We start from the raw sequence: 24,029 nt of genomic DNA on the forward strand, positions 1-24,029 counted from the left end.
TTTACATTCCGTTTTCTTTGTTCGAAAGCATACGGATCCTTTTTTCTAACTCTGTGGAATCAAAGGACTGAGACTTGGTTTGCTCTTGTTCTCTTTTCTCATCCTGCTTTTTGAACCATTCCGGGATAACTTCCGTACTCTTTTTTCGATATTGATTTTTCTGCTGACCCCACTGCTGATATTTCTGATGCTCAGCTTTAGCTAGATTCATCGCCTGTCTCACAGTAGTCACATTTTTTCTAGCCCAGTGACTGGCTATCTTCTCAAGGTATGGTTTTGAAAGTTTCATGTCTGTTTTCAGCAAAACATAGTGAACAAGCACGTTCATAACCCCTGGTGATACCCCTTGTTCGGTCATCACATCTCTGATCATCTTCATATCTTGATCGGCTGCTTGATGACCATTAGATAGGTCTTCCAGCAGCTCTTTAGGTGATATCTGCTCCAATAACTGGACAAATTGGTCTTCCTTGCTCTTCGTTTCTGTTGAATCATCAGCGATTCTCTCACGTTGATTAAGAACATTAGCATTAACTTGAGAGTGACTTTTCATAAAGTCATGACAAGCCGATTTAAATTCCTCTAAATTCAACTCATTATCTTCATTGATCGCCCATGTCAATGCGCGTTCAATTTCTGTCGAAGATAAATTGTAGAGAGAAGCTAGCTGGATGATGACTTTTCGATTCATACCCGATAAGATTTTATCCGCAGGATACATGCGCTGTGTTAAAGCTTCATGCAGCCAATTGAAATCAATTCGGTGATTCATCAAAACAGGTCCTTTTCGTACATTGTCAACTCGAGGTTCTTCCTGATTTTTAGGACCTTCGCTCTGCACGGCCGCGGGGAAGTTATGATGAAAAATTTTATCGAATGATTCTGTTATATCAGTAAACCCTTCATAAGAAATAGATTCCCGCATAAGACGCTTCTTAAGCTGTTTAAATTTATCTATACCTATTTCATGTTGAAGAAGCAATGATAAAAACGTATCACTAATAAACTCTTCAGCAGCGAAAGGAGGACGGATCTCATAGATATAAACTTTTTCTTCCTCATTTTTCAAAAATGTACGCAGCAGTCCGATAGCTTCAAGCTTTTGCCTTGCCTCATAAATCTTATCTAAAGGTGTAGACAGGTAAGTCATCAATGTGTGATGTGTTTGCAGGTCATCACCATTACTTGTTTCCTGTTCAGTACATAAAAATTGATAAAGAGAAACAGCTAATTGACCAATCACGGGCTGATACAAATGAGTCAGCGCCCATTGCGCATTTTGAGGAAAAACGCCTTTTCTAGAAATAAGGAATCCATCTACTGGCAGTAATTTTCCGACTGCAGAATCCATGAACCTTTGCCTCCTTTCTTAAAATATGTAAACTGGCTGCAAAAGAAAATGAGCCGATCGGGCTCATCCTTTATCTTCGTGTTTAATTAATTCTTTAAGCTCATCAATGAAAACGTTGATATCTTTAAACTGTCTGTACACAGAAGCAAACCTCACATAGGCTACTTCATCAATAGAGGAAAGTCTCCCCATGACCATTTCACCGATATCTTTACTTCCCACTTCCGAAACTCCCCGGTTACGTAACTCTTTTTCGATATCCAATGTGACACCTTCTAGTTCCTCGGCGGCCACAGGACGCTTCTCGCAAGCACGAATGAGACCGCGCATCAGCTTTTCGCGACTGAACTCTTCACGTGTGCCTTCTTTTTTTACAACAATCAGTGGTACTTCTTCCACTCGTTCAAACGTCGTATACCGGAAATCACATTGTTCACACTCTCTTCTGCGCCTGATGGCATGGCCATCCTCTATAGGTCTTGAATCAAGTACACGAGTGCTTTTATAGTGGCAATTAGGACATTTCAAACAAATCAACTCCACTTAAATTCATATCTTTCATAAATTAATTCGAGGGATCATATTTAACAAACTGCTGATCCAGCTTTTTATAGGATTCTTGAATCAATTGGTGACTGAACCCTAAATCAATAGGTCCCCCTGAGTCTGTAGTCACAGAAAAATCAACGGCGGTTTGAAAAGGCTTCACCATGATGATCGTCGCTACAATAAAAGCCTTCCTTTTCCCTTTGTATTTAATTGTAATTTCACCGCGTTCTTTTGAAACCGCAACTTTTTCAGAAGGGGAAGGAAACAATTCTTCCACCGCCTTAAAAACTTCATCGCGTTTCGCTTTATAATACCGTGTTTCAAGCGCTGGATCTTTATGTTTTTCACTAGTTTCGGAATGATTACTAAAATACTTGGAAATAAATGCTTTCACCGACATTACCCCTTACAAAAAATTCGACATGATCTGTTTTTATTTTAACATGTTTTGATAAAAAGAAAAGAAAGGCAGAGAAATACTAAAAAATCACACAGCAGCACTGTGTGATTTTTTAGTATTTTATAATGCTCTGGACTGATGAACTTCTACAGGACCCATTCCTCTTGGTACTTCTACGGTTTCATTTCTTCCTGCTTCTAAAGCCTCCACGATAAAGTGCGCAGCGACATTTGGATCTATACGATCTCCACACGTGTACACATCTATACTCGCATATCCATGCTCTGGAAAACTATGAATTGTCAAGTGCGACTCAGAAATAATAACCACTCCGCTCACACCATGTGGCGCAAATTTATGAAATGCCACTTCACGTACTTCAGCACCTGCTTTTAAAGCAGCATCTACAAAAACCTGTTCAATATAACTCATATCATTTAATTTATCTTCATTACAATCCCATAGTTCAGCAATTACATGTCTTCCCATTGTATCCATTTCTAAGGATCCCCCTTTTTGTACAGTGACTAAATGCCCTTCTAAATATACAGACATGTACTGCCACGGGGGAAAGTTAGTCCTGAGAGGTCCTAACCCTTTGAGCAGTCATGAAATGGACAGTATTCAGAAGGTCAAAAAAAGTATATACGGTTTATCACTTTTTTGCAAGAAACATTTTCAAAAGGAAAGGGTGATGCCCATTATAAAATACATTGGGAAGAATTGCTACTATTTAAGATACCTTTGCTGCAGTTTCATGTTTTAGAAGATTGCCGACATATTTAGCTAGATCAACAACTCTGCATGAATATCCCCACTCATTGTCGTACCAGGCTAATACTTTCACTTTTCGGTCGCCCATCACCTGCGTAGACAAACCGTCAATAATGGCAGACGCTGGTGAAGTCGTATAATCGATGGAAACAAGTGGTTCATCACTATATTCAAGGATTCCGTTCATCTCATTTTCCCCGACCGCTCGAAAAGCTGCGTTCACATCTTCCTTCGTAACATCTGATTTCAAGTCTACGACTAAATCGACTAATGAAACGTTCGGTGTAGGTACGCGCAGGGCCATGCCATTCAATTTCCCTTGCATAGAAGGGATCACTTCTCCCAGAGCTTTAGCAGCACCTGTAGAGGTAGGTATGATCGATTGAGTACATCCTCTCGCGCGACGCAGATCCTTATGAGGGTTATCGAGATTTTTTTGGTCGTTTGTAAATGAATGTACAGTAGTCATCAATCCATTTTCAATCCCGAACTCATCTTCCAAAACTTTGACTACAGGAGCCAGACAATTCGTTGTACACGAGGCATTTGAGATGATGTCATGCTCATCAGCATCATACATGTGCTCATTGACTCCCATCACTATGGTAGCGTCTACTGATTTTCCAGGAGCAGTAATAATTACTTTTTTTGCACCTGACTGTATATGAAGTGAGGCTTCGTCCTTAGTTTTGAATTTGCCGGTAGCTTCTATCACTATATCTACATTCAGCTTATTCCATGGCAGGTCCAGGGGATCCCTTGTGGAGCAGAGAACCACTTTCCTTCCATTTATGATGATCCCATTTTCAGTTGCTTCTATTTCACCCTCAAAGCGCCCGTGGACGCTGTCATATTTTATCATATGAGCAATTGTCTCAGCAGGATAACTTGCGTTCACAGCCACAAGTTCAATTGACTCGTCTAAGACCGCTTTTCTGAAGACCATTCTCCCGATTCTTCCCAGACCATTGATGGCGATTCTTGTTTTCTCCATAAGGCAAGCCCCCTAATATGATATACTTTAAAATGAATTTTCAAAAATAGTATAACACATTGTAAGCGTTTTTGTGGATTAGTTTACTAATTTCCCAAAATAATAACCTGACCTATTTTATGTAAGGTCAGGTTCATTTAAGACTCCCCATTCTCTCAATACTTCTTGCAGTTGTGTGCGACTGCTTTCTAACGTTCCTGAATTATCAATTACCGCATCGGCCAGGTGCGCTTTCTCCTTAATGGAAATTTGAGAGTTGATACGGTAATTGGCTTCTTCCTCGGATGAACCATCGCGGTCCATTAGGCGCTTAAGCTGTGTATCTTCATCTACGTATACTACTAATGTTCGATCAGCGTAACTGTTTAGCTTGCTTTCAAACAGAAGAGGAATATCCAAAACAACGGCTCTTTCGCCATTATTAAGGTACTCATCCCTTTGCCGCACCATTTCTTTACGAACTTCTGGATGGACGATTCCATTTAGTTGACCTCGTTTATCTTTATCTTTAAAAACGATGTTGCCTAAGCTCTTACGGTTTAATGTACCGTCTTCGTTAAGTACTCCTTCACCGAAAACCTCTACAATCTTCAGATAAGCCGGCTTTCCTATTTCAACTACTTCTCTTGAAATAATATCCGCATCTACGACAGGGATTTGAAACGATTTTATCATTTTTGAAATTGTGCTTTTACCTGTGGCAATGCTCCCAGTGAGCCCGATAACCAGTCCCATGGTGAACCTCCTAAACGAGTTTGATTAATCCTATGATAATTAGCAAAAAGCCGGGCAAAGCGGAGAGATAATCTAGTTTACGACTCAGCTTCGCACCGCTTTTCAACCCTCCATATAACATTGCGCTTGTCATGAGAAAGATGAGCCCAGCCGTAAAAAAGGGAGGTATTCCGATAAAAACACCACTCACCCCAGCCCCTATTGTATCGAGTGAAAGAGCAAGACCTAACAGCCAAACTTCCTTCCCATGAATCCCCCCTGAATGATCCACATCTGCCGCTTCAGGAGATTGAAGAATCCGGGCCGGCTGGGTCCAGATATTATCCTGCTCCTTTTCTGCTGGTTTCCTGTAGTTCGACCAAATGAAAAACAATCCGAGCAGTATGAAAGCCATAGCCCCAAGTGATTCAAACAGGTGAGCATCCACAAAAGGCAGCAGCAAGTGCCCGATACTAGCTGATAAAAGAAAACAAAGGCCAGATAGGAATGCAATCGCGCCCACTGCTTTTATGGATAATTGTATTTTTTTCAGTCCAATCATGCAGCCGATCCCAAAGCTATCCAAACTCACAGCAATGACGAACAATAATGTAAAAAGCATGGTCCCCATATCCATCCCACCTTAATGATGATCATTGTGAGATAGTATATGGGCGACTGACTAGAGTGTGTTATTTTTGACAGATAGGACAAACATGAGTGCCGCGACCGCTCACTTTCAATTTGATAATAGGGCTCCCACAGCTCTGGCAGTCTGTATTCTCTTTGCCATAAACCTGGAGCTGCTGTTGGAACATCCCCATTTCTCCTTGTCCATTCAGGTAGGAGCGAATCGTAGTGCCGCCTTGTTCAACAGCTGCAACTATCGTTGACGTACTCGCTTCTCTCACACGTTTTACTTCTTCTAAAGTGAGCTGGTCAGCCTGCCTTTCAGGATGAACGCGTGCCCGGTAAAGTGCTTCATCTACATATATATTTCCTAACCCTGCCACGACCGCTTGATCAAGAAGTACAGCTTTAATGTTCCGGGTGGTTCTTTTTAGCTTTTCATAAAAATATTCCTCCGTAAAAGCTGGATCGAATGGATCAGGACCTAATTGATTCAAAGGTTTACTAGCCCACTCCGTTCCTTTTTCAAATAAATGCATCGTACCGAATTTACGTACATCGTTATATCTCAGTTCAGACCCGTCTTTGAAATGGAATATGACGTGGGTATGCTTAGGTTTTGGAACAGTGTGGTCATACACCCCAAACTTCCCCTCCATACGCAAATGCGAGACCATGGACAAATCTTCCATTTCAAATACGAGAAATTTACCTTTGCGCTTTATATCTAAGATCGTTTGACCTTGAAGTAAAGATTTAAAAACATCCGGGTCTGCCGGGTTCTTGATGATATTGTTCCAAAAAATTGAGACTTCCTCGATCTCTTTATTTATTATTAATTGTTTTAAAGTTTGCCTTACCGTTTCGACTTCTGGAAGTTCCGGCATGCTTATCCCCTCACTTACTTCGCATCATACCAGGTGGATCCGTAGGAATAATCAACTTCTAAAGGAACATCCAATTCCACAGTTTGCTCCATGACTTCTGATACGATTTCTTTTAATTTTTCTATTTCTTCCTGTGGTGCTTCTAATATTAATTCATCATGTACTTGAAGAAGCATACGAGCTTTTAAATTCTCTTTGTTCAGCCGCTCGTCCAAATCTATCATCGCTTTTTTGATAATATCAGCAGCACTTCCCTGTATGGGGGTATTCATAGCCGTCCGTTCAGCGAAACTCCGCTGGTTGAAATTACGGCTTGTAATTTCAGGAAGGTATCTTCTCCGATTCATAAAAGTGGACACGTATCCGAGTCTCTTAGCTTCCCGCACTGATTCTTCCATGTATTCTTTTACACCAGGATAACTGGCCAAATATTTATCAATAAATGATTTAGCTTCTTTTCTGCTTATCCCTAAACTTTGAGACAAGCCGTAGTCACTGATCCCGTAAACAATACCAAAGTTGACAGCTTTTGCATGTCTGCGCATTTGAGAAGTGACTTCATTTCCGGGAACATCAAAAACCTCACTGGCGGTTTGAGTATGGATGTCTTTTCCCTCTTTAAAAGCTTCCATCAATTTTTTATCTTGCGCAATATGGGCGAGAACCCTTAATTCAATTTGAGAATAGTCACTCGCAAAAATTACCCAGTCCTGCTTGGAAGGGATAAAAGCCTGTCTGATTTTCCTTCCTTCCTCCAGACGAATAGGAATATTTTGCAGGTTAGGTTCGATGGAACTAAGCCGGCCGGTTTGAGTAAGCGCCTGATTGAATCGTGTATGAATTCTATTCGTATCTTCGTTTACGACTTTAAGCAATCCTTCAATATATGTGGATTGCAATTTTCCAAGCTGACGGTAAAGCAGGATCTTCTCAATGATTTCATGGTCATCCTGGAGTTGTTCTAAAACATCAGCTGAAGTTGAGTAACCGGTTTTAGTCTTCTTGATGACAGGAAGCCCTAACTTCTCAAATAAAACAGGACCTAATTGTTTAGGAGAATTCAGATTGAATTCCTCTCCCGCCAATTCGAAGATCTCCGTTTTAATATCGTTCAGTCTGCTTTCAAGCTCACTCCGCATATCTTCTAAGCGGCCGGTGTCCACTTTCACACCATAATGTTCCATTTCACCTAAAATTAAAGCAAGCGGCATTTCAAGCTCATTGTACAATTGATATTGTTCATTAGCTTGAAGCTGCTCTTCCATGGAATGCTTTAATTTATAAAGAACTTCCGCTTTCCTGGATACATGCTCGTACAGAACATCATTCGAATCTGGAACTTTCAGCTTAGCCCCTTTGCCATAAATCTCCTCATCGTATTTTACAGCTTTCTCACCCATTCTATGGCTGATCGATGGGATATCATGGTTGTTTTCTGAAGGATTAATAAGATAAGAAGCCAACAGCAAGTCGAACGTGATACCTTTAATCGAAATATCATGTCTTTTTAATCCTACTAATGTTCTCTTAGCATCGAATACCCATTTTTCATTATTTTCATCTTCCGCCCACTTCTTGAACTGCGGAGAGTTCTGAGCATCCTCGATAGATATGAAATAGTGGTTTTGATCATTCACGATAGAAATGCCTACAATAGGAGATTGATGATAATTCTCGTGAAGCATCTCTACTACTAAAGCCTCTTTTCCCGTAAACATGTCCTCTTGTATATTCTCAACCACCGTTACATCAAGAGCTTCCCATTCTTCAGCAGCAGCTTGGTCAGATGCTTCTTCTTGCTCTGAGGATACACGTCCAATTAATGACTGAAAACCGAGATCTCTAAAAGCGTGAGTGACCTTACCACTATCAAACCCTTTGTAAGAAATATCAGCCAAGTTCATTTCTATAGGAGCTTCTCGTTCAATAGTAACCAATTGTTTGCTCATAAATGCGTCATCTTTGTGATTCTCGAGCTTTTCTTTTAATTTCTTACCGCTGACTTCAGTAAGATTTTCAAATACATTACTCAATGTATCAAATTGTGTAAGCAGCTTGACAGCCGTTTTTTCTCCAACTCCCGGAACACCAGGAATATTGTCTGAACTGTCCCCCATTAATGCTTTAAGATCAATGACCTGATCCGGTCTAATGCCCATTTTTTCTTCCATGAAAGGCGGATCATAGGTTTCAACATTGGTAATCCCTTTTTTGGTAAGGCTCACTTTAACGTGGTCGGACACAAGCTGTAGTAAATCCTTATCACCGGAAATGACCTTCACTTCAAATTTTTCTTTTTCTGCCTGTGTAGCAAGCGTGCCAATGATATCATCTGCCTCATATTGATCAAGCTGATAATATCTTATATCAAAAGCATCTAAAAGCTCCTTTAACACAGGAAACTGCTCAGAGAGTTCAGAAGGCGTCTTCTGCCTTCCCCCTTTATATTCGGAATATGTGGAATGTCTGAATGTCGTTTTTCCCGCATCAAACGCGACAAGAATTCGGTCAGGATTATCTTCTTCTAATATTTTTAATAACATCGTCGTAAATCCATAAACGGCGTTTGTGTAAACACCCTTGTCATTATTAAGTAAAGGCAATGCAAAAAATGCACGATAAGCTATACTGTTCCCATCAATTAATACTATTTTCTCAGCCATAAATTCATCTCCACTTCGTAAAACGTCATTGCTTTCATTTTACCATGTTCCTACCTAAGAAGAAAAAATCTGCATAAAAAAAGGCAGAAGCGAGGGAAGCTTCTGCCTATAAAAGAGAAAACACCTTGGATGAAAGGGTTTCATAGACACTTTAACAATATAACGTAAACTATAATTAAACAGTACGTTAATAGTTTGTAAATTATTTAAATAGTTTAACATGGAAAACAGTTCCATTATCTACTTCACTCTCTACCTCGATATGACCGTGATGAGCTTCTATAATATGTTTCACAATAGCCAAACCGAGCCCGGTCCCGCCCGAATTGCGGCTTCTCGCTTTATCCACCCGATAGAAACGTTCAAAAATCCGCGGAATTTCTTCTTCAGGAATTCCAACCCCATTATCACTCACGCTGACTATAACATGCTCCTTATGATCCTCAAGCGTTAAGTGCACATCACCGTTCTCGCTCGTATAATTGATGGCGTTTGCTATCAGATTGATGAATACCTGTTTCAAACGGCCGGCATCGCCTTCTATCCATGATTCTCCTTGTAAACGAGAATGGAGGGTAATATTTTTTTGTTCGGCTTGATGTTCAGCTAGCGGAAGCACCTCTTCTAATAATCGATTCAGATTGATTCTATCTAAGTTAAGTTGAAAATCTTCTCTCTCAACTTTAGATAATTCTAATAAATCCTGAATGAGAGATTGCAAACGCCCGCTTTCCTTCAAAATAATCTGCAGAAACTGCTCCAGCATATCTTCATCTTTCATAGCTCCATCTAATAGCGTTTCAGAAAAACCTCTAATTGAAGTAATCGGAGTTTTCAATTCATGAGAAACATTTGCTACAAAATCTTTTCGCATCTTTTCGAGCTTTTTCAATTCCGTAATGTCATGGAAAACGAGAACGATCCCTTTCCAATTCCCCTTATCACTAAAAATGGGAGCTCCTGTCACCTCTAAATGTTTTTGATCAATATGGACAGGCATTATAAATGACTCGGTAACAGTTTCTTCAAACATATAAATATTCTGTACGGTTTCATGTATGGCCGTAAACGGGATAGACTCATGATAGAGGTAACCGACGTATTTACTTTTTTCTCCGCCGAAGCTGTCAAGAAATGCACGGTTAACTAATAAAATATAACCTTTTTCATCAATAAGGATCAAACCGCTCCCCATATTGTTTATAACGGCTTCTAATTGGTTTTCCTGCATTCCTTTAGTGCTGGTCATGGTCTGCAAGTTTCGGGCAAGTATATTTATAGAGTGACTCAGCTGACCAGCTTCTCCAAAATGACCCTCATATGTCCTTGCTCTGTAATTTCCTTTGGCTAATTCGTCAGCTACTCCTGCTGCGGATCGTATAGGTTTAATATATTTCGAAAAAATATTAAAACCGATTAAAAAGATCGCAATAAGACCAAGGAGCAGAGTAAGTCCGATAATTAACCAAATGTTTTTTGTAATATTCGATAATGACTCCACGGGTGATAAGAGGACAAGAGTGCCTGAAGATTCTCCGATTGTTTGGGGTATCGGATAATAAAACACGTCATCCAGTAAAACCCCTTCCCTTGAAACTTGACCCTGACGCTGGATCAAGCCCAGGATTTCCTGTTTTTTCTCTTCTGATATTTCATCATTAGCTTCTACAGTATCTATGACGACCTCATTTTCGTTATTAACGAAAATCATACTTGTATTGATTTGTGCACTGAATTCGTCGATGGATTGGCCGTTTACTTGTTCCCCTTCTAAGTAATCTTCCAGAAACGTGACAAAGTATTGACTCTCCACCGAAATTCTTTCTTCAAAAATGGTAATGAAATAACTGCGTGTCAGTTGAGCCAGCAGTATACCTAAACTAATCATTACGATAACGACCAGTATCGTATAGGTTAGTAAAGGCCGAGTATTTGAGCCCATTTATTTAGGAGACTCCATTTTGTAACCGAGCCCGCGGATCGTCTTAATATAGACCGGTTTTTTTGTGTCCGGTTCAATTTTTTCTCTTAAGTGACTCACATGGACATCTACGATACGGGTGTCCCCTGCAAAATCATAGTTCCACACGGCACTTAAGAGCTGATCTCTCGACAATACACGTCCTATGTTTTTCGCAAGATAATAAAGCAGTTCAAATTCTTTTGGAGTAAACGTCAGAGCTTTCTCTTTGATCGTAGCTTCATACTGTTCAGGATAGATGACAAGATCAGCTATTTGTATGGACTGTGCTGTATCTTCTACAGGTTCCCTTACCATTCTCCGCAGAATCGCTTTGATCCTTGCCACAACCTCCCTTGGACTGAAGGGTTTTGTTAAGTAATCATCTGCTCCAAGCTCAAGTCCAAGGACTTTATCGAATTCATCATCCTTGGCAGTCAACATAAGAATGGGGGTTTGTACTTGTTTCTGACGCAGCTGCTTACATACTTCCATCCCATCCATTCCAGGAAGCATGACGTCAAGGACGATCATGTCATAATTAGTGGCGGATGCCTTCTCTAATGCATCACTACCCGTATAAGCTACATGAGTCTCATAGCCTGCTTGATCTATATTATACTTTAATAATGTTACGATTGATTCTTCATCGTCAACGATAAGAATTCTCTGTTTCACAGTAATCCCCCTACACAAACAATTATTTTTTCACTTTAATCATACAATGTAGTTTACAGTTTGACACGCAACTTTACAATTTTTACAGAAAAATAACATTAGATTATTTTAATATATTGGTTTTGTTAAAGGTGGTTGTTGATATTGATAAGTGAGTTATTCGACAATATGGCAGGATGCTTGATTTCGAGAGATTGGGTAAGTAGATCAGTGCAGCGGGGAATGACTCAAAAGCAGTTGTTTTTTTATATGAAGCACCGTATAAGATGTTTCTATTATCCTCTTAAGAGCAAGAAGGTTCTTAGAGGAAAACAAGTGACTTCTCGACCAATCTTACATTTCATAACATAAAAAACCGATTATATTGCCATCGAGTTTTCCTTATACCTACACTTTTATTGAATTTTGCTAAAAAAACTCCAGGAATACTTTTCTAAAACAAGTATACTCAAAGCTATTAACAATAAACGTACCGTTTTAATTTTATTATGCAATATATGTTGTGCTTCCTTTTTGACGAATCAGAGTCTTCAATAAAAAAGGGAGAAATCACAAATGATTTCTCCCTTCAAATGTTGTAATGATATAACTTTACTACTCAATAATTGTACGAATTTCAAAATATAAACCTGGCAGGATTCTAATAAAAATTTTCTAACGAACTGGCATTTAATGACTTTGGTTCGTAAGGAGGACGTACCGATAACCTACCTGTTATTATTTCATCCCCTTCTTCATCATAACCTACTACATTTACAACAATAAAATTCTCCTTTTTGTGGATCATACTAATTTCAATAGTCATCTTCATTTCCGTATAATGGTGAACCGGTTTGGGATAAACCAAATCTTGTTTAAAAATATGACTACCCGGGCCTGGAAGGTGCATTGAAATCATAGAGGAAACCTTCCCAAATAGCAGAACACTAGGAACGACCGGCCTTTTATAAGGTGTCTCAGATGCGTAATCATGTTGAATGTACAACGGATTCGCGTCATCCGTGAGACCTAGGTACATAAGTAAATCCCTGTCCTCAATCGTTGAGGTAGAAGTAAATGTATCTCCAACTTTTAAATCCTGAATCTTTCTGCCTAACTTTCTCTTTTTACCCAGCATTCTATCAACCTCCAAAGAAAGCGTTTTCATAACTGTTACAAAAAAGGATTCGAGGATACCCCCGAATCCTTCTATTTCTAGTTTAATACATTCAAAACCTTTTTAACAGAGTCTGCTGATTGATCAAGTTGTTTTTTTTCTTCTTCTGTTAAATCCAGCTCGATGATCTCTTCAATTCCATTTCCTCCGAGAATTGTCGGTACACCTAAATAAATTCCCTCGTACCCGTATTCTCCTTCAAGGTAAGCTATAGAAGGAAGAATACGCCGCTGGTCTTTAAGAATAGCTTCTGCCATTTGTGTAAGAGAAGCTGCTGGAGCATAATAGGCACTTCCATTTCCTAACAGACCTACTATTTCTCCACCACCGGTTCTAGTACGCTGGACAATTTCATCCAGACGTTCTTTTGAAATCAATTTTTCGAGAGGAATACCGCCGGCGAATGAATAACGCACGAGTGGTACCATATCGTCTCCGTGTCCGCCTAGAACGAAACCAGTAACATCTTTTATCGATACGTTAAGTTCTTCAGCTACAAATGTACGGAAACGAGCAGTGTCAAGCACGCCAGACTGGCCGATCACTCGGTTCTTAGGCAAACCGGCTTCCTGGAACACTGAATAGGTCATGGCATCCACAGGGTTTGTCAGCACAATGATGTAACAGTCTGGAGAATACTTCACAATCTCTTTCGTTACACTTTTCATGATTTTGGAGTTGGTGTTTACTAAGTCATCTCTACTCATGCCAGGTTTACGTGCAATACCTGCAGTAATAATTACGAGGTCGGATCCTTTAGTATCTTCATAATCAGCTGTTCCAGTTACTTTAGCATCAAACCCTTGTACTGGACTAGCTTCCAACATATCAAGTGCTTTACCTTTTGTCGGATCTTCCATATCTGGAATATCGACTAAAACTACGTCGCCTAATTCTTTCTGGGCGACCATAAGGGCTGTTGTAGCCCCGGTAAAGCCGCTCCCAATCACTGAAATTTTACTTCTGCGAATGGCCATTGGGATCCCCTTTCTTAGTCCATGTTTTTGATTAGAGCATCACCGAATTCAGAACATTTGACCTCAGTAGCACCGTCCATCATACGTGCGAAGTCATATGTCACCACTTTGCTGCCGATCGTTTTATCCATAGATTGAGAAATCAGATCTGCTGCTTCTCTCCATCCAAGATGTTCAAGCATAAGCACACCGGAAAGGATGACTGAAGAAGGGTTCACTTTATCTTGACCAGCATACTTAGGTGCTGTGCCGTGTGTTGCTTCAAAGATAGCATGCCCTGATTCAGAGTTGATGTTGGCACCAGGAGCAATTCCGATCCCTCCGACTTGCGCAGCAAGTGCGTCAGAAATGTAGTCGCCATTCAAGTTCATTGTTGCAACTACATCAAACTCTTTCGGACGTGTAAGAATCTGCTGCAAGAAAATGTCTGCAATGGCATCCTTAACAATCAGTTTACCTTCTGATTCAGCTTTATCTTGAGCAGCATTTGCAGCATCTTTACCTTCTTTTTCAACAATGCGGTCGTATTCTGCCCATGTGAATACTTTATCGCCATATTCTTCTTCAGCAACCTCATATCCCCAATTTTTAAATGACCCTTCAGTGAATTTCATGATGTTTCCTTTGTGAACGAGCGTTACATTTCTGCGCCCTTCAGCTATTGCATAATCGATCGCTGCGCGTACTAAACGCTTAGTTCCTTCTGCTGATACTGGTTTGACACCGATTCCAGAAGTTTCAGGGAAACGAATGTTATGTACACCCATTTCATTTTGTAAGAAGTCGATTACTTTCTTCACCTCAGGTGTACCTTCCTGCCATTCGATACCTGCATATATATCCTCCGTATTTTCACGGAAAATAGCCATGTTAGTATCCTCTGGCCGCTTAACGGGAGAAGGTACTCCTTCAAAGTAACGGACTGGACGTAAACAAGTGAAGAGATCAAGTTCCTGACGAAGTGCAACGTTCAGTGAACGGATTCCTCCACCGATAGGAGTAGTCAAAGGTCCTTTAATAGCGATTTTGTATTCACGAATAGTATCTAGAGTTTCAGCAGGCAGCCATTCTCCTTTAGAATCATAAGCTTTTTGACCTGCAAGAACTTCTTTCCATTCAATAGATTTTTGGCCATTGTATGCTTTATCAACTGCCGCTTCGATTACTCGGCTGGCTGCAGCCCAAATGTCCGGCCCTATTCCATCACCTTCAATATAAGGAATGATCGGACGATCGGGGACAATTAAATTACCGTTCTGTTCTACTGATATTTTCTGAGATTGTGCCAAAATAAACCCTCCTAAAATGGTTGCTAGATTGGGTAGGGATAAAACCTACTCTTCCATCATACGTTAAATTAATTGCAATAAAAAGCGAGAGCAGACTGATGCCTGCCGTCTTATTATCAGCGGTCTTCGATAGGTGTGTACGTTTGCCCTTTAGGACCGACGTATTCTGCACGCGGTCGGATTAAACGATTGTCTGCATACTGCTCTAAAATATGAGCTAACCATCCAGATACTCGGCTTACGGCGAAAATAGGTGTGAACAGGTCATGATCAATTCCAAGACTATGATAGACAGAAGCGGAATAGAAATCCACATTTGCAGGCAGACCTTTATTTTCTTTAATATATTCTTCGATTTTTATAGACATCTCATAATACTTAGAATGACCAGTAAGTTCTGTTAGTTCACGTGACATCTCTTTAAGATGTTTTGCTCGTGGATCACCATTCTTATAAACGCGGTGGCCCATACCCATGATTTTTTCTTTGTTCTCAAGCTTTTTCTCAATGGCAGGAACTGCATTATCTACTGAATCGATTTCTGTCAACATCTGCATAACACGTTCATTAGCTCCACCATGTAACGGTCCTTTAAGTGCGCCAATAGCCGCGGTAACTCCTGAATAAACATCAGACAGGGTAGCTACGCATACACGTGCTGTAAAAGTCGAAGCATTAAGCTCATGGTCAGCATGCAGCACCAAGGCTTTATTCATGGCTTCGATTTCTACGTTTTCAGGCTCTTTGTCATTAAGCATATATAAGAAATTAGCTGCAAAGCTTAAATCCTTTTTTGGAGAAACAGGTTCTTGACCTTTACGAATGCGGGAGAAGGCAGTAACGACCGTAGCGATTTTCGCTTGAAGGCGCACTGCTTTACGCTTATTCGCTTCTTCTTCCATTTCATCTGCTTCAGAATCAAACAAGCCCAGCATCGACACAGCCGTTCTTACAGCAGCCATCGGATGGACTGTCGATAAATCATAGGATTTAAGGTGATCAATGACTTCACCTGGAATATCCATATTTGAGATCAGCTCTGATTTAAAGCTGTTCAATTCATTTTCAGTCGGAAGCTTCTGATTCCATAATAAGTAAACCACTTCTTCAAAGCTGGAGTGGTTGGCTAGATCATCAATGTCATAACCTACATAAGTCAACTTATCATCAATAATTGAACTGATCGTCGACTCTGTAGCTGTAATTCCTTCTAAACCTTTAGTTGATGCCATAAGATCTCTCCTTTTGAAATAATGCTACATTCCCTCCTGAAATCCGAGAAAACGCTTTACTAATCGTGTATCTTGGTTAATTGGATTTCTTCCCCACCGACAATTATAAAGTATTCTGAGTTGAATGTGAATTGAAACCGGTTAATTTCCAACAATTTATAGCAATTTCATCTAAAATTTATCAGAGGAGTGTTACCGATGAACAGATTCAACCAGTATCAACTTTATCGTTTGCTGCTGGTCTTATTGAGTGCAGTTTTACTAATCACGGCATTGTACTTTGTATGGAAGCTATTATTTCCGTTCATTTTAGCCTGGGGATTAGCCTGGTTCCTTCAACCCTATATAAAACTGCTTCATAATAAGCTGAGAATTCCTAAACCTATAGCTATACTTTCGATGGTAGGGCTTGTAACTACGTTCTTTATAAGTCTGACTACGTTGTTTGTCACTAAAATCGTCTACTTGCTCCAAAGTCTTTCTAAGAGCGAGTTTCAAGAGTATAGTGAGGCTATCAACGTATTTCATACTCAAATAACAAGTTGGTTAGAAAAAGTTATACATCAGCTGGATGTTTGGATAGGATCTATTAACCCTGCGTGGGGGGACATGCTTTATAAATATCTCAATGACTTAAAAGATCATGCCATAGAAGCCGGCACCACCATATTATATTCCATATTGCAATTTTTCAGTGGAGGCGTAGCCAGCTTACCGATCTTCCTGATGGCTTTAGGTTTCATATTCATCGCTACTTTTTTCATAAGTAAAGACTGGGAAACCATCTCTCTCTATTTTCATACCAACTTCTCAAGTGATGTTCGCTTCCCGATTATGAGCATCAGTTCGAATTTCAAAGAGACTATAAAACAATTATGTAAAGCACAATTTACGCTTATGTCCATTACAGTTGTTATTATGTTCTTTGGATTATTGATCTTCAGGGTTCCCCACCCTTTAGCATTATCCCTCATCGCAGGGGCTGTAGACCTGGTTCCTTACATTGGGACAGGAGTTATTTTCGTGCCCTGGATTTTATATACTTTCTTTACGAATGATTTCACATTGACCATACAACTCACATCTCTATACATGATCATTATAATCACCAGACAAATCTTCGAACCGAAAATTTTAGCTTCCCATTTTGGAGTCCCGCCTCTACTGCTCTTAATTGGACTTTTTCTAGGTTTTCAAATTTGGGGCGGTCTCACTATACTATTTACCCCGCTTATCATTGCTTTAATCAAGGCTATTCATACTTCTGGATTTTCTCGTCAACTATGGATTTTTATTTTAGGGAAATAAAAACCTTTATAACTTGGCTATGTTAAAGGTGGAATGTTAGTTGTGATAAGGGAGTTATTCACCAATATCAACACGAATCTTTACCAAAGCCTCTAACTTAAAGCTCTACCTCTATAAAAATAAAAATTCTCCACCTTCTTTAAAGTGGAGAATTTTCACTATTTAAAACAGCAAGACAAAGTGTTACAACCTGACAGACATGCGGCAAGCCTTTTATTTACGATAGATAGTTATTGTATTACGATCCATCATTTTGGCGATTACTCTTCGGATTACTCGCTTTAATGGAGCTCTTGTTGCAGGAATCAACAGAAGAAACCCTATAGCGTCTGTTATGAAACCAGGGGTTAACAGAACCGCTCCCCCTACTAATATACAGGCACCATCAATTAATGCATCTCCTGGTGCCTGTTGCTGCGCCATCGAATCCTGGACTTTCCTTATCGTTTCCAAGCCCTGCTGCTTTGCCAGCCAAGCACCTATCACCCCTGTTAGTAGAATGAGTATAATCACCCACCACGGACCGACTAAATTCCCTGCCCAGATCAGAATTCCAATTTCTAAAGCTGGTACAATTAATATTAAAAGTAACAACCAGCGAAACATATAATCTTCCTTTCTACTTAAATCCTTTCTCCATTATAGAGAAAAAACAGCCAAGAAGCTAAGAAAAGGGACAGTAAAACACTTCTCATCATTAACTTCTTTTAAAAAGCCGTGTTATAGATAGCTGAGAGTTATTGAGCGCACTCGGAGAAGTTAACTAGAAAAACAGGGCAGTTGGCTTTTCTACTTAAAGTTCACCGTACGCCCTTGCCAGGCTAGTTCCCTGAACTTCAATCTCCATTCCTAAGAATAGAAACTTAAAATTTTATCGTCTTAAGACAAAAAACAGGCTGACGAGAAAATTCGTATCTCTCGTCAGCCTGAGGTCAGAAGTTCAATATTCTGTCCTTTTCAATAAAATTTATAGGACGCTTGCGTGTCCATCATAAATATCTCCGCGTGTACTATCCATTGTTATATCCATGCCATCATCGATTTTCTTGAAAGCATCTTCCACACCAACGATTACAGGAATACCAAGGCTAAGGCCGACTACCGCTGCGTGGGATGTCAGACCACCTTCCTGGGTGATGATTCCAGATGCTTTTTCAATAGCCGGCATCATGTCACGCTCTGTACCGTACGTCACTAGAATATTTCCTTCTTTCAGACGATCGATTGCATCCTCTGCATTTTTAGCAACGACTGCTTTGCCGTAGGCACTTTTTCTTCCGACGCCTTGTCCTTTTAACAGCACGTCTCCGATAATGTGTACCTTCATAAGGTTCGTCGTGCCGCTCTCACCGACAGGTACTCCTCCAGTGATGATTACACGATCCCCTCTGGAAACTATGCCAGAAGCCAAGCCGCGATCCACAGCTACGTCGAGCATGTCATCTGTGGATTCAGATTCAGGTCCCATTACAGCGTAAACACCCCATACAAGCGATAGCATACGATTTACTCGCTCACTTGATGTAATCGCGACAATAGGTGCCTGAGGACGATATTTAGAAATCATGCGAGCAGTATGGCCGCTTTCTGTAGGTGTCACTACAGCATTGACCTTTAAATTGATTGCCGTGTGTGTGACTGACTGGCTGATTGCATCTGTAATCGTCATATCGCTATGCTTAGAACGTTCACTAAGAATGGCTTGATAATTTAACCCGGTTTCTGTTTTAGTAGCGATATTACTCATCGTTTGAACAGCTTCTTTAGGGTAATCTCCAGCAGCCGTTTCTCCTGAAAGCATAATTGCGTCCGTACCATCAAAAATAGCATTAGCTACGTCAGACGCTTCTGCACGAGTAGGGCGCGGGTTACGCTGCATGGAATCCAACATCTGTGTAGCTGTGATTACTGGCTTACCTGCTTTATTGCACTTACGAATGAGAGCCTTTTGTACCAATGGTACATCTTCTGGAGGAATTTCCACTCCAAGGTCCCCTCGTGCGACCATCAAACCATCACTGACTTCAAGAATTTCATCAATATTATCGACACCTTCTTGGTTTTCGATCTTCGGAATGATTTGAATGTGTCCGGCTTTATGCTTTTCAAGCAATTCTTTGATTTCAAGCACGTCAGAAGCACGGCGTACAAAGGATGCAGCAATAAAGTCTACGCCTTGTTCAATACCGAACTCAATATCTTTCGCGTCTTTTTCAGTGATACCAGGAAGATTCACACTTACATTCGGTACGTTTACACCCTTTTTATTTTTAAGAAGTCCGTTGTTTAGAACTGTAGTTTTGATCTCATTTTGTTCTTTCAAAATTTCCTCTACTTGAAGTTCAACAAGCCCATCATCGAGAAGAATTTTTGAGCCAGGGTGCACATCATCAATCAGTCCAGGGAATGTAACTGAAAAGCGTTCAGCATCTCCTTCAATTTCTTCCATTGAAATATTGACTGTGCTTCCTTTTTCAAGATAAGCTTCTCCATCTTTAAGACTGCCTGTACGGATTTCAGGCCCTTTAGTATCCAATAGGATAGCTACCGTTTGACCCGTAGATGAAGCTGCTTCACGAATATTTTTAATCCGTGCGCCATGCTCTTCAAAATCTCCGTGGGAGAAATTAAGGCGAGCCACATTCATGCCTGACTCAATCAAGCTTGTTAACATTTCTACAGACTCAGAAGCTGGTCCAATCGTACTTACTATTTTTGTTTTTCTAATCATTCTATTTCCTCCTATATTGCAAAAACTAATTAATGTTAAATGGAAAGTTCTTTAGATAAACGGTACATGTCTAAATCAATAGAATGTTTTCGATTCAGAACTTCTATGATGTCATGGTCGACAAGTTTATTTTTTTCTATGCCTACCATGCATCCTGCTTTACCTTCAAGAATCAAATCCACTGCGTAAGCTCCTAAACGACTAGCCAGTACACGATCACTTGCGGACGGTGAACCGCCTCTTTGCGTATGTCCAAGTACAGTGACTCTCGTTTCAAGATCAGTAGCTTCTTTTACTCTCTTACTAAAGTCTACAGCGCTCGTTACACCTTCAGCAACAATAATGATGCTGTGTTTCTTGCCCCGATCATGGCCTCGTTTAAGCCGTTCGATGACTTCATCGAATTCTTCTGCCATCTCTGGAACAATGATGCTTTCTGCTCCATCAGCCAACCCTGACCATAAGGCTAAATCACCTGCATCGCGCCCCATTACTTCGATAACATACGTACGCTCATGAGAAGTTGCCGTATCACGAATTTTATCAATCGCATCTGTAATTGTATTTAAAGCAGTATCAAAACCGATAGTATAGTCTGTCCCGGGAATATCATTATCAATGGTACCCGGCACTCCGATACAAGGATAGCCTTTTTCAGTCAGCTTCTTCGCCCCTCTGAAACTGCCATCTCCTCCAATGACTATCAAACCTTCAATACCATGCTTTCTCAATTGATCGATCCCTTTTTGCTGACCTTCTTCCGTCTTGAATTCCTCACAACGTGCAGAATACAGCACCGTACCGCCTCGCTGGATAATATCTCCTACAGAACCAAGTTCCATTTTTTCGATACTCCCATCGATCAAACCTTGGTACCCATGTTTCACTCCGTAAACTTCCATACCGTGATAGATTGCTTTTCTAACAACGGCACGAATAGCAGCATTCATACCGGGTGCGTCTCCACCACTCGTAAGTACTCCTATTTTTTTCATTGTTATCACCCCAAAAGTTATACTTACTCCCCAATGTGCCCATTTAAGGGGAGATTGAAACAATACCATCGCCTCATGAAAGCGTCATCACCCTAATAAAATGACTAAAGTCGCACTTTTTAAGTGTGCGACTTTCTTCATCACGGACGATTCATTTTTCCGTGTATTATTATATATCAAGAGACGTATAATCGCCAATAATTTTATATTTTTCAAAGCGCTCTTCTAACAGATCGTCTTCATTCTTCTGGGTCAGCTCGTCAAGAGCAGCCGTAATCACTTTTTCTATATTCAACGCCTGCTGCTTGACATCTCGGTGAGCGCCTCCTCTAATTTCAGGTATGACTTCGTCTATGACTTGAAGCTCCTTCAGGTCCTTAGCAGTAATTTTCATCGTTTCTGCGGCACGCTGTGCTAAGTTAGAATCCTTCCACAGGAGAGCAGCTGCCCCTTCTGGAGATATTACGGAGTACGTAGAGTTTTCAAGCATAAATATTCGATCACCAATCCCTAATCCAAGGGCTCCTCCGCTGCCGCCTTCACCAATTACGACACAGATGACCGGAACAGTCAAACCAGCCATTTCCACTAAATTTCTGGCAATCGCTTCACTTTGACCTCTTTCTTCAGCAGCTCTCCCAGGATATGCTCCTTTAGTATCAATGAAAGTGATAACAGGACGGTTGAACTTGTCTGCCTGTTTCATCAGCCGTAAAGCTTTTCTATATCCTTCGGGGTGAGGCATGCCAAAATTACGCCTAATGTTTTCTTTTGTATCTTTTCCTCTTTGGTGCCCGATTACAGTGACAGGCTTCCCATGAAACTTGGCAATGCCAGATACGATGGCTTCATCGTCACCATATAAGCGATCTCCATGAAGCTCCAGGAAATTCGTGAACAAGTAATCAATATAATCTAAGGTCGTAGGACGTTCCGGATGGCGAGCCATCTGAACCCGGTCCCACGGCTCCATTTGATCATAGACATCCGTTTCAAGCTTCTCGAGCCTCTGTTCCAATGTAACGATCTCTTCACTGAGATCCATTTCACTTTCTTCAGTGAGCCTCTTTAGTTCAGTGATTTTCTCTCGAAGTTCGATCACTGGCTTTTCAAAGTCTAACACATGTTTCATCCCCGCTCTCCTCCTTCCTTATGAATACTAAGAACAGTCGAAAGGGTTTCTTTCATTTCGTGCCGGTGAACGACTTTGTCCAGCTGACCGTGCTGAAGTAGAAACTCTGCGGTTTGGAAATCCTCAGGAAGTTTTTCACGTATCGTTTGTTCAATGATTCTGCGCCCTGCAAAACCTATTAACGCCCCCGGTTCTGCAAAGTTATAGTCGCCTACGGATGCGAAGCTGGCCGATACACCACCAGTAGTTGGATGGGTCATGACGGATATGAATAATCCCCCGCTTCTATTTAGACGCTGTAAAGCTACAGAAGTCTTTCCCATCTGCATTAAACTGAGAACGCCCTCCTGCATCCTCGCTCCTCCAGAAGCAGTGAAAATAATGAATGGGATATTAGATTTTCTGGCGTTTTCAACCGCGTTCGTGATTTTTTCACCGACTACTGAACCCATGCTGCCCATCCGGAACCGTGCATCCATAATAGCTACAGCCGCTTCCATTCCTTCTAGGGACGCTTTTCCAGTCACTACAGCTTCATTTAGACCTGATTTCAAACGGTCTTTTTCCATTTTTTCTTCGTAATCTGGAAACTGAAGCGGATTCGATGAAATCATATCCTTGTCCCATTCCTCAAAGGAGTTTTCATCAAATAATTGTTCTATACGTTCGAACGCACTCATTTTATGATGGTGATCGCAGTGTGGACAAACGTTCATGTTTCTTATTAACTCTTTTCTATAAAAAATCTTCTGGCAGCTAGGGCATTTTTGCATCAGCCCTTCTGGTACATCCTGCTTAGCTTCTTGGCTGGGTATAGAAGCGTAGCGCTTTTTCTTGCTGAAAAAATCTCTTAGCAAGGTGATTCCTCCTTTAGGACAAGGCTCTTGTCTAATTCTATGTCATCATACAAAATACTTCCCGCGTATGTTATCAAAGGTTGTCGATTTTCATTTTGTTCATTTATATATAAATAATTCGTTAATTTTTTCTCGGGATTGATCCAGCAGTGCTGATTCCAGTTCTCGATACCATGCATTATCATATGTGATTTCGTGGATGGTATAAGTGAACCCAATTATAAATTGCCACATCGATAGAAGTAAGGGATGATCACTCTTTTCAAATAAATAATTAAATAACTGCTGATGCTTCTCGCTCTTCTGTTCATCAATTACACCGATTGGCAATAAAGAAATAGCATGATACATTTGTTCACTTTTTAAATGGCTGACAGATATAATAAGAATTTCTTTCTCAAGCATTTGTTTAGCGGTCAGTAATTCACTTCTTGTTCTCGTATCGTTTAGTAAGAATTTAGATAGTAATCCAACCATATGGTAAGGGCGGTAGGCTCTCATATACGTCCCTTCACCGCGCCTGGTCTCTATTAAACCTAGCAGCTCAAGAGCACGCAGTGCTTCGCGAATCGAAGATCTGCCTACTTGAAGCAGTTCGCTGAGCATTCTCTCTGAAGGAAGCTTATCACCCGGTTTCAACCTTTTATCTTCAATATAAGCTTTTATTTGCTCTAATACACTTTCATATACCTTTTCATTGAAAGTATGGGTCATAGAGTCCCCCCTTTGAACTGACTAAACACTAAAGAGAA

General features: G+C 40.5%; 22 protein-coding genes. 1 reads left to right on the plus strand and 21 read right to left on the minus strand.

The genetic code is table 11. The annotated features are described in order from the left end of the window. Window position 1 precedes the first annotated feature (1 nt). The 15 genes from LF817_RS04210 to citZ all read right to left on the minus strand — a co-directional run bounded on the left by LF817_RS04210 (window position 2) and on the right by citZ (window position 16,254). The gene (locus tag LF817_RS04210) at window positions 2–1,351 is read right to left on the minus strand and encodes a replication initiation and membrane attachment family protein (protein WP_253934512.1); all 1,350 of its coding nucleotides are present in this window, start codon (window positions 1,349–1,351) and stop codon (window positions 2–4) included. Window positions 1,352–1,414: 63 nt separating this feature from the next. Continuing rightward, on the minus strand, window positions 1,415–1,879 hold the full coding sequence (gene nrdR / locus LF817_RS04215; RefSeq protein WP_253934513.1) for a transcriptional regulator NrdR: 465 nt from the start codon (window positions 1,877–1,879) through the stop codon (window positions 1,415–1,417). A gap of 37 nt (window positions 1,880–1,916) precedes the next feature. After that, the gene (locus LF817_RS04220; protein ID WP_256558180.1) at window positions 1,917–2,300 is read right to left on the minus strand and encodes a cytosolic protein; all 384 of its coding nucleotides are present in this window, start codon (window positions 2,298–2,300) and stop codon (window positions 1,917–1,919) included. 120 nt (window positions 2,301–2,420) lie between these two features. Then, complete coding sequence (gene speD, locus LF817_RS04225; RefSeq protein ID WP_253934515.1) at window positions 2,421–2,798, minus strand: adenosylmethionine decarboxylase; 378 nt, start codon at window positions 2,796–2,798, stop codon at window positions 2,421–2,423. Between the two features lie 235 nt (window positions 2,799–3,033). Continuing rightward, window positions 3,034–4,068 (minus strand): glyceraldehyde-3-phosphate dehydrogenase, encoded by a 1,035-nt coding sequence (locus LF817_RS04230; RefSeq protein ID WP_253934516.1) that lies wholly within the window; start codon window positions 4,066–4,068, stop codon window positions 3,034–3,036. 117 nt (window positions 4,069–4,185) lie between these two features. Then, window positions 4,186–4,803: a dephospho-CoA kinase gene (gene coaE / locus LF817_RS04235; RefSeq protein WP_253934517.1), complete on the minus strand. Its 618-nt coding sequence runs from the start codon at window positions 4,801–4,803 to the stop codon at window positions 4,186–4,188. A gap of 10 nt (window positions 4,804–4,813) precedes the next feature. Beyond that, window positions 4,814–5,413, minus strand: a complete 600-nt coding sequence (locus LF817_RS04240; RefSeq protein WP_253934518.1) for a manganese efflux pump — start codon at window positions 5,411–5,413, stop codon at window positions 4,814–4,816. A gap of 61 nt (window positions 5,414–5,474) precedes the next feature. Beyond that, window positions 5,475–6,299 (minus strand): DNA-formamidopyrimidine glycosylase, encoded by an 825-nt coding sequence (gene mutM / locus LF817_RS04245; protein ID WP_253934519.1) that lies wholly within the window; start codon window positions 6,297–6,299, stop codon window positions 5,475–5,477. A gap of 14 nt (window positions 6,300–6,313) precedes the next feature. Then, window positions 6,314–8,962: a DNA polymerase I gene (gene polA / locus LF817_RS04250; protein ID WP_253934520.1), complete on the minus strand. Its 2,649-nt coding sequence runs from the start codon at window positions 8,960–8,962 to the stop codon at window positions 6,314–6,316. 202 nt (window positions 8,963–9,164) lie between these two features. Then, window positions 9,165–10,904 carry a two-component system histidine kinase PnpS gene (pnpS, locus tag LF817_RS04255; protein ID WP_253934521.1) on the minus strand — a complete coding sequence of 580 codons (1,740 nt, stop codon included), beginning with the start codon at window positions 10,902–10,904 and terminating at the stop codon, window positions 9,165–9,167. Next, a complete protein-coding gene (locus LF817_RS04260) occupies window positions 10,905–11,600 on the minus strand; it encodes a response regulator transcription factor (RefSeq protein ID WP_253934522.1) in 696 nt (231 codons plus the stop codon). It lies immediately after the preceding gene. Window positions 11,601–12,240: 640 nt separating this feature from the next. Beyond that, window positions 12,241–12,717 (minus strand): MaoC family dehydratase, encoded by a 477-nt coding sequence (locus LF817_RS04265; protein WP_253934523.1) that lies wholly within the window; start codon window positions 12,715–12,717, stop codon window positions 12,241–12,243. Between the two features lie 77 nt (window positions 12,718–12,794). Next, the gene (mdh, locus tag LF817_RS04270) at window positions 12,795–13,733 is read right to left on the minus strand and encodes a malate dehydrogenase (RefSeq protein WP_253934524.1); all 939 of its coding nucleotides are present in this window, start codon (window positions 13,731–13,733) and stop codon (window positions 12,795–12,797) included. Window positions 13,734–13,747: 14 nt separating this feature from the next. After that, window positions 13,748–15,022: an NADP-dependent isocitrate dehydrogenase gene (icd, locus tag LF817_RS04275; protein ID WP_253934525.1), complete on the minus strand. Its 1,275-nt coding sequence runs from the start codon at window positions 15,020–15,022 to the stop codon at window positions 13,748–13,750. 116 nt (window positions 15,023–15,138) lie between these two features. Then, entirely contained in the window at window positions 15,139–16,254 is a 1,116-nt protein-coding gene (citZ, locus tag LF817_RS04280; RefSeq protein WP_253934526.1) for a citrate synthase, read from the minus strand. 198 nt (window positions 16,255–16,452) lie between these two features. Here citZ and ytvI point away from each other — a divergent pair, with 198 nt between their 5' ends. After that, entirely contained in the window at window positions 16,453–17,562 is a 1,110-nt protein-coding gene (ytvI, locus tag LF817_RS04285) for a sporulation integral membrane protein YtvI (protein ID WP_253934527.1), read from the plus strand. Window positions 17,563–17,775: 213 nt separating this feature from the next. Here the strand turns inward: ytvI and LF817_RS04290 are convergent, their stop codons facing one another. The 6 genes from LF817_RS04290 to LF817_RS04315 form a co-directional block, all read right to left on the minus strand. Beyond that, on the minus strand, window positions 17,776–18,168 hold the full coding sequence (locus LF817_RS04290; protein ID WP_253934528.1) for an FxsA family protein: 393 nt from the start codon (window positions 18,166–18,168) through the stop codon (window positions 17,776–17,778). 361 nt (window positions 18,169–18,529) lie between these two features. Then, window positions 18,530–20,290 carry a pyruvate kinase gene (pyk, locus tag LF817_RS04295; RefSeq protein WP_253934565.1) on the minus strand — a complete coding sequence of 587 codons (1,761 nt, stop codon included), beginning with the start codon at window positions 20,288–20,290 and terminating at the stop codon, window positions 18,530–18,532. Between the two features lie 38 nt (window positions 20,291–20,328). After that, window positions 20,329–21,288 (minus strand): 6-phosphofructokinase, encoded by a 960-nt coding sequence (pfkA, locus tag LF817_RS04300; RefSeq protein WP_253934529.1) that lies wholly within the window; start codon window positions 21,286–21,288, stop codon window positions 20,329–20,331. Between the two features lie 169 nt (window positions 21,289–21,457). Continuing rightward, window positions 21,458–22,420: an acetyl-CoA carboxylase carboxyl transferase subunit alpha gene (gene accA / locus LF817_RS04305; protein ID WP_253934530.1), complete on the minus strand. Its 963-nt coding sequence runs from the start codon at window positions 22,418–22,420 to the stop codon at window positions 21,458–21,460. Continuing rightward, on the minus strand, window positions 22,417–23,277 hold the full coding sequence (gene accD / locus LF817_RS04310) for an acetyl-CoA carboxylase, carboxyltransferase subunit beta (protein WP_253934531.1): 861 nt from the start codon (window positions 23,275–23,277) through the stop codon (window positions 22,417–22,419). The genes accA and accD overlap by 4 nt, the downstream gene beginning before the upstream one ends. Before the next feature lie 99 nt (window positions 23,278–23,376). Then, window positions 23,377–23,991 (minus strand): FadR/GntR family transcriptional regulator, encoded by a 615-nt coding sequence (locus LF817_RS04315; protein ID WP_253934532.1) that lies wholly within the window; start codon window positions 23,989–23,991, stop codon window positions 23,377–23,379. Window positions 23,992–24,029: the final 38 nt, after the last annotated feature.

It is taken from the genome of Halobacillus sp. A1 (assembly GCF_024189295.1).
Classification (GTDB): domain Bacteria; phylum Bacillota; class Bacilli; order Bacillales; family Halobacillaceae; genus Halobacillus_A.